Origin of the sequence: Pseudoalteromonas ostreae (genome assembly GCF_018069805.1) — a bacterium.
Taxonomy (GTDB): domain Bacteria; phylum Pseudomonadota; class Gammaproteobacteria; order Enterobacterales; family Alteromonadaceae; genus Pseudoalteromonas; species Pseudoalteromonas ostreae.
In genome coordinates, this window is sequence record NZ_JAGPYN010000002.1 from 272,100 (window position 1) to 279,725 (window position 7,626).

Here is a 7,626-nt window from a genome sequence, read left to right on the forward strand (position 1 = left end):
TCCTTAAAATGGAGTTAAGTAATAGAATGAAACTACGCCTGTCTTTAATTACTGCCGCGCTTTTACCTTTGATAAGCGCCCCAGCTTTTGCTGAAGATACTGATCTTGAAAAAATACTCGTCACCGGAGACTTTCAAAAAGAAAGCATTCAAACCCTTAGTGCCAGTGCCAGTTTATTTAGCGAACGCGAAATTAATGACCGGGGCGCTAGTTTTCTAGACGAAATGCTTGCCAGTGCTGCCAACGTAAATTTTACCGCTGGTGCATCTCGTGGCCGTTACATCCAAATTCGTGGGGTTGGTTTACGCTCACAATTTGTTGACCCTATTAACCCTTCTGTTGGCTTAGTGATTGATGGCATTAATTATTCAGGCTTAGGCGGTAGTTCATTACTGTTTGATGTAAACCAAGTTGAGATTTATCGCGGTCCGCAAGGTACTCGCTTTGGTGCTGATGGTATGGCTGGTATGATCCAAATGGAATCAGCCGATCCAACTTTTGATCCAAGCCTCAAAGTGCAGCTAGGCGCAGGTAACTACAACAGTTATGAAGCGGGTGTTGCCGCAGGTATTGGTATTACAGACAGCACCGCAGTGCGCGCTAGTATTTATCAACGTGAGTCTGATGGTTATGTTGATAACCTATATTTAAACGAGTCAACACAACAACAAGATGAACTGGTTAGCCGTTTTAAACTACACAGCCAACTTACCGATCACTTGCGCACTGAATTAAGCGTTCATTATATTGATATCAATAACGGCTATGATGCATTTACGCTTGATAATAGCCGTAATAGTGTAGCCGATAGCCCAGGCCAAGATAACCAAGAAAGTATCGCGGTAGGTCTTGCCAACATCTACACTGGCTTTGATTGGTTTGATGTCAGTTTAAACTTATCAGGTATTGATAGTGATTTAGTTTATAGATTTGATGAAGACTGGGTATGTAACGATATTAATAAGCCGCAGTTATGTGGTGCAGGACTACACCCAAAGAGTTATAGCTACGAAGACGCTTATTATCGTGATCGCAAAGATAAAACTGCTGAATTACAATTCAATGGCAAGTCTCGCGATTGGGTGGCTGGAATTTATTACCAAGGAAAAGACGTAGATCTTGACCGCCAGCATCGAAAGTTTTCTGACCATGAAGCTTTTAACTCAACTTTTGAAGTGAGCAATGTCGCTATGTACGGTCAACTAGCAACCCCAATCAACTCGAAAACCACCTTAATCACTGGCTTGCGTGTTGAGCAATACCAAGGGGATTACACTGATAGCAATGGATTTATTGTTGACACTGATGATGTGATGGTCGGTGGTAAACTTGCCCTTGAGTATCAAGTCATTGACCGTACCATGATTTATACCAGCCTGACTCGTGGTTACAAAGCCGGTGGAATTAACTCAGAAGCGCTCGCAAAAGCACAAGAATTCGAGCTTGGCGCCGACTTTTTTAAACAACACACAACCTTTGAACCTGAGTATTTATGGAATGGTGAATTTGGCGTTAAAGGTAGCTCGTTAGATGAAAAATTCATCCTACGCTTAGCTGCTTTTTATATGTACCGTGAAGATATGCAATTAAAGTCATGGTTAGTAGAGGATCAAAACTTCACTAGTTACTTTGATAATGCTGGCTCAGGTGAAAACTACGGCCTTGAAATTGAGGGCAGTTATCAGTTAACTGATAACTTGTTTTTCACCGGTAGTGTTGGCTACTTAGATACTAAGATAAACGATTATGTTGCCAGAACAAGCCTCCACTCCCCCCCATTAGATCAAGATGGTCGCGAGCAATCACAAGCGCCTAAATACCAGTATGCATTCACGGCTCGCTATAACTTTACTGATGAGTTATTTGCTACAATCGGTATTGAAGGTAAAGATAATTATTACTTCTCAGATAGCCACAACTCGCAGGCACCGAACGTTAATTTAGTTAATTTAGCTGCTGGTTACGAGGCTGAGCAATGGTCAATTCGCGCTTGGGCACGTAACGTGTTTGATGAAGAAGTACCTACACGTGGTTTTGAATTTGGTAACGATCCACGCGAAGGGTATGCAACTCACACATACACTCAGCTTGGTGAACCAATGGTTGCCGGCGTCACATTTATCTACGAGTTATAATATATAGATTCTAGGTAACTAGGTTCTAGGGTCTCCTAGCTCCTAGTTGCCTAGCACCTCAATTAAGCCCTACCTACATCAAACGCGATGACTTCTTTTATCGTGTTTTTTTGCGTTGCTAACATCACTAACCTATCAACCCCTAATGCTACTCCTGCGCATTGTGGTAAACCATGCTCAAGAGCGGCGATTAAACGGGTGTCCATAGGCACTTGTGTTAAGTTATTCGCTTTGCGGTATGCATTATCTTCAGTAAAACGTTTAGCTTGCTCCTGTGCATTGGTGAGCTCATTAAAACCATTCGCCAGCTCCATGTTCTGATAATAAAGCTCAAACCGCCCAGCGACTCTAATATCATGCTCACAAATACTCGCCAGTGCGGCTTGCGATGCAGGAAAATGATAAATAAAACAAGGTTTTTGTTGGCCAATTGTTGGCTCAACTTTCATACAAAATAATAATTGTAGTAACGTATCACGGTGAGTTTCATGCTTAGCGATATCAGCAAACCCCTGTTCACAGGCAAGTTTTTGTAACTGTTCAATAGTGGCACTGAGCGGATCAAGTCCTAACGCTTGGGTAAAAGCATCTTGGTAGGTTAAACGCTCTGCAGATGGAACATTTAAGATAAGCTGCATTAATTCATCAATTTCATCCATCAGCGCAAACTCATCAAACCCAGGGCGATACCATTCCAACATGGTAAACTCAGGATTATGATGACTGCCCGCCTCTTCGTTACGAAACGCCTTACAAATTTGGTAAATAGCACCACTGCCTGCTGCCAATAATCGCTTCATGGAAAATTCTGGTGATGTTTGTAAGTACAGCGGTAAGCCTTTAGCGAAACCGGGGCCAATAAACTGCGTTTTAAAACTCGCTAAATGAACATCAGTAACACTCGCTGCACTTAAACTAGGCGTATCAACTTCCATAACGTGGCGTTGGTAGAAGAATTCCCGAATAGTGCGTAAAATTGCGGCTCGTTGTGCCAAAGTATTTACTTGTGCGCTTGGTTGCCAAAGATCTGCTGACATATTTTCTCCAAAAAAAATCCCAGCTTAAGCTGGGATTTATTAAGCTATATTAAAGTTACTTAACACGGCTTACATATTCACCGTTACGGGTGTCGACTTTAATTACTTCACCGATTTGTACGAATAATGGTACACGCACAACAGCACCAGTACTTAGCGTTGCTGGCTTACCACCAGTACCTGCTGTGTCGCCTTTAAGACCAGGATCTGTTTCAGTGATCTCAAGCTCTACAAAGTTAGGTGGTGCAACAGCTATTGGATTGCCGTTCCACAAAGTAATAGTACATACGTCATTTTCAACTAACCATTTACCAGCATCGCCAAGCGCTTTTTCATCAGCTGCGATTTGTTCAAATGTTTCGTTATTCATGAAATGCCAAAACTCACCATCAGTATAAAGATACGCAAGATCGGTATCCATTACATCAGCACCCTCTACTGACTCACCTGATTTAAAAGTTTTTTCAAGTACTTTGCCAGAGATAAGTTTACGAATACGAACACGGTTAAACGCTTGGCCTTTACCCGGTTTTACCATTTCATTTTCTAAAATACTACAAGGCTCGCCGTCCATCATAATTTTTAGGCCGCCCTTGAACTCGTTGGTGCTATAATTCGCCATCGTTTCCTCTATCTAATAATTTCGAGTAATCTACCTACCAATGATACAAAGAAATGAAGCAAATTTGCATATAAACTGGCAAAAAGAATTAGCTAATGTTGTTACTTGCCCACGCACCTTGCTAGAAATGCTAGGTTTATCAAGCATGGCCGACGAAAAAGACCTCAAAGCACGAGCTCTTTTCCCGGTACGTGTGCCTGTGCCTTTTATCAAAAAAATGCGTTATGGCGATATAAATGACCCATTACTGCTGCAAGTCATGCCGCGCCACCAAGAGTTTATCGCTAAAACAGGTTTTGATAAAGATCCATTAAAAGAGCAAAACAACGCTCAACCAGGATTATTACACAAATATAAATCCCGAGTTTTAGTGATGTTTAAAACTGGTTGCGCCGTTAATTGTCGGTATTGCTTTCGTCGCCATTTTCCATACCAAGAAAATCAGCTAAATAAACGCAGCTTAATTGCAGCGCTAGATTACATAAAATCGGATGCTAATATTAACGAGGTAATTTTAAGTGGTGGTGATCCGTTAATGGCCAAAGACGATGCTATTAGTTGGTTTATGGATGAGCTTGAACAATTACCACAAATTAAACGAATGCGAATTCATAGCCGCCTACCGGTGGTGATCCCATCTCGCGTTACTGACCAACTGTGCGAACGTTTTGCAAAATCTCCACTTAAAATTGTGTTTATTAATCACATTAACCATGGCAACGAGATTGATGATGATTTTAAAGTGGCAATGCAAAAACTCAAAAAGGTAGGTGTCACGTTGCTCAATCAAGCAGTGCTATTAAAGGATGTAAATGATACCAGTGAAGCGCAAGTCGCATTAAGCGAAGCGTTATTTGATGCCGACGTACTACCTTATTATTTATATTTACTTGATAAAGTTGAAGGAGCGAGTCATTTTGATATCGACGAATCACAGGCACGAAAAATCATGGCCGAAATGCTTATCGCATTGCCAGGATTTTTAGTACCAAAGCTGATGCGCGAAATCGGCGGTCAAAAAAGTAAAACGCCGATTGACCTCAAGCTTTTATAAATATAAGGCTTAAACATATACGTTAACGTTATTACCAAGCGAAGCTGTAACTGATTTTGCTGGCGTTTGTGCAGCGCTCGAACTAGCGGCACCTTCAATGAGTGCCAGTGCTGCTGCACCATCCGCTTTTTGCTGTTTTTTTGCCAAAACTGCACTGTATACTTCGCCACTTTGACCCGCGCCACTCATGGCCGGTAAATTTCCACCTGATATATTCATAGCTCATACCTGACTTTTTAGCTTATAACCCGTATTATATCGGCATTGCGGTCTAAAGCTTTAGGAAAAAAATGGATTCAATTATTGAACAACTCAATGCCAACTTAAAAATTGTTTATCGTCAGTCACTTGACGCAGATAAAAAATTAGATGAGTTGCAACAACAAGGCTTAGGTAAATTTACAGCGTTGTTTCCTGCCGATGCTGGTTTTACCTTTGAAGCAAAGCGCTTCAAACCTTATGTGTTAGATGTAGCTGCAGATGTAGAAAGTTTAAGTTCAGAAGGTTTTAGTGAAGAAAAACTAAAAACCACTGTTATTAAATTACAACAGTTACTGCAATTACTCGCAACGTTCAAGTAACTAAAAAAGCGCTAACATTAAACTGTAGCGCTTTTTACTGTTAATTTAGCTTGGGGTGACAACTGGCAGTAATTCTTTATCAAACCAATCAGTGATCAAACGTTTATCATAGTAAAACTGTTCATCACGGCCCATTTTAATTTTATCCATAAAGCCCATATCTTTTAATTCGACTTTATCGCTTTGACTAATCACGTTACCGTCTTTATCAGTAACCGAATATTGAAACTCAATGCGTGGAAAATAAATTGGTTTTACAATACGTAAATCATTCATACCGCCAAAGCGTACATCACCGGCTAAATCCAGCTCTGTCACTTCAACATTAAACTTATATCCTTCGGGCAACTTTTCTGCCAGTTTATTAAAGTGCTTTTCAAAACTGCTAGCTATATGTTTATGGAAGGAGCCCTTAGGTTCATTTGAAGGACGTACATCACGGTAGTCATTGAAGTCTTGCCATTTAACGACAGCTTCCCCTGCTTGAGCAAATACCGGCAGCATAACTAACATAGCCATCGCTACTTTTTTAAATGTATTCATTGTCTATCTCCAAAATGCCCGTGGGCTAATGTAGTTGAAATAATAGCATTAACAACTTAACTATAGCTTAATACTATTTAGTCTCATTGTTATCATTTATGTAAAATATGTAACCAGACACCAGTTAACTATGATTAATTGATACCGTAACATCATGGAACAACAAAAAGATCAGATAAAGCATGTATTGAAGTGCTATTTATGATGAAATTACAACTATACACCTTCACCTTATATATGGAGATTTCATGACAATTTTAGTAACAGGTGGCGCGGGATACATAGGCTCACACACTGTTGTTGAATTATTACAACAAGATAATGATGTTGTTATCATTGATAATTTAAGCAATTCAAGTGTGGAATCACTTGAGCGTGTAAAAAAAATCACTGGTAAAACTGTGAACTTTTATCAAGGTGACATCCTTGATAAAACATTTTTGGCCAGCGTGTTTGCAAAACATACGATTGAGAGTGTTATTCATTTTGCCGGTTTAAAGGCTGTCGGTGAATCAATGGTGAAACCCATTGAGTATTACCAAAATAACGTGCAAGGTACGCTGACTCTCGTTGATGCTATGCGCGATGCAGGTGTGTTTAAACTTGTATTTAGCTCATCGGCAACAGTATATGGTGATCCAGCAAGCCTGCCAATTCAAGAAGATTTTCCGGTAGGTGGCACTACTAATCCATACGGCACATCAAAACTGATGGTTGAAATGATGTTACAAGACATCGCTAAATCAGATGAGCGCTTTGCATTTGCAATTTTGCGTTACTTTAATCCCGTAGGTGCGCACGAGTCAGGCCTAATTGGTGAAGATCCCAATGGTATTCCAAACAACTTATTACCTTACATCGCGCAAGTGGCAGTGGGTAAATTAAAGCAGCTGGGTATCTTCGGCGATGACTATGATACGGTTGATGGTACTGGTGTGCGTGATTACATCCATGTTGTTGACTTAGCGCTTGGTCATTTAAAGGCACTTAATAAAATAAACCAAGATATCGGTGCCCATGTTTACAATCTTGGCACCGGTAATGGTTATTCGGTGCTACAAATGCTCAACGCATTTAGCAAAGCCTGTGGTAAAGATATTTCGTATCAGGTGTCACCTCGTCGTCCAGGTGATATTGCAGCTTGTTATGCAGCGCCTGAAAAAGCCCTTAGTGAACTTGATTGGCAAGCAGAGCGTGGTATCGATGTGATGATGCAAGATACATGGCGTTGGCAAAGTAACAACCCTAATGGGTATAAATAAAAAACCGCTACCTGAAGTGACCCCAATAGTTGGACATTCCAATTACTGGTTTTTTATGCCTAGAAAAAATGCGAGTGGCTAGTTGATCGAGATAAAATAAATCACTGTTCACGCTGACGACTCGAAGCTAATCGCTTTCCTGCAAACGTAAAAAAGCCCGACTATTGCTAGTCAGGCTTTCTCAATTTGGAGCCTGGCAATGGCGTAGTGCCCACAGCGGTAGAGAGCCACATAGCAAATGCTGCTGTATTGGTCGAATGGGATATTGATGGGTTTTGTTGTGATACCAATACTATTTATTAAGTGATCAAATTTGTCCATGCTCTAAAGCACATATGCTTAACGTTAGTAATATTTGAACGAAACGCATTCCAGGCTCTACTTACTTGCTC

At 40.6% G+C, this 7,626-nt stretch carries 8 protein-coding genes; 4 read left to right on the plus strand and 4 right to left on the minus strand.

Annotation, left to right across the window (positions count from 1 at the left end; genetic code table 11):
* The first annotated feature begins 26 nt into the window (after nucleotides 1–26).
* A complete protein-coding gene (locus tag J7338_RS02480; protein ID WP_210795315.1) occupies nucleotides 27–2,135 on the plus strand; it encodes a TonB-dependent receptor in 2,109 nt (702 codons plus the stop codon).
* A 62-nt stretch (nucleotides 2,136–2,197) separates the two neighbouring features.
* Here the strand turns inward: J7338_RS02480 and epmA are convergent, their stop codons facing one another.
* Nucleotides 2,198–3,172 (minus strand): elongation factor P--(R)-beta-lysine ligase, encoded by a 975-nt coding sequence (gene epmA, locus J7338_RS02485; protein WP_210795317.1) that lies wholly within the window; start codon nucleotides 3,170–3,172, stop codon nucleotides 2,198–2,200.
* A 55-nt stretch (nucleotides 3,173–3,227) separates the two neighbouring features.
* Nucleotides 3,228–3,794, minus strand: coding sequence for an elongation factor P (gene efp / locus J7338_RS02490; protein ID WP_145234620.1), 567 nt, complete (start codon nucleotides 3,792–3,794; stop codon nucleotides 3,228–3,230).
* A 40-nt stretch (nucleotides 3,795–3,834) separates the two neighbouring features.
* Between efp and epmB the strand changes: the two genes are divergently transcribed.
* Entirely contained in the window at nucleotides 3,835–4,848 is a 1,014-nt protein-coding gene (gene epmB, locus J7338_RS02495) for an EF-P beta-lysylation protein EpmB (protein WP_210795318.1), read from the plus strand.
* A 9-nt stretch (nucleotides 4,849–4,857) separates the two neighbouring features.
* On the opposite strand, the gene J7338_RS02500 is transcribed toward epmB, so the two are convergent.
* Nucleotides 4,858–5,067, minus strand: coding sequence for a hypothetical protein (locus J7338_RS02500; protein ID WP_210795320.1), 210 nt, complete (start codon nucleotides 5,065–5,067; stop codon nucleotides 4,858–4,860).
* Between the two features lie 71 nt (nucleotides 5,068–5,138).
* Here J7338_RS02500 and J7338_RS02505 point away from each other — a divergent pair, with 71 nt between their 5' ends.
* A complete protein-coding gene (locus J7338_RS02505; protein WP_145234613.1) occupies nucleotides 5,139–5,429 on the plus strand; it encodes a prephenate dehydrogenase in 291 nt (96 codons plus the stop codon).
* A gap of 45 nt (nucleotides 5,430–5,474) precedes the next feature.
* Here the strand turns inward: J7338_RS02505 and J7338_RS02510 are convergent, their stop codons facing one another.
* A complete protein-coding gene (locus tag J7338_RS02510) occupies nucleotides 5,475–5,972 on the minus strand; it encodes a DUF3016 domain-containing protein (RefSeq protein WP_210795322.1) in 498 nt (165 codons plus the stop codon).
* A gap of 248 nt (nucleotides 5,973–6,220) precedes the next feature.
* On the opposite strand from J7338_RS02510, the gene galE reads away from it, so the two are divergent.
* A complete protein-coding gene (galE, locus tag J7338_RS02515) occupies nucleotides 6,221–7,234 on the plus strand; it encodes a UDP-glucose 4-epimerase GalE (RefSeq protein WP_210795324.1) in 1,014 nt (337 codons plus the stop codon).
* Nucleotides 7,235–7,626: the final 392 nt, after the last annotated feature.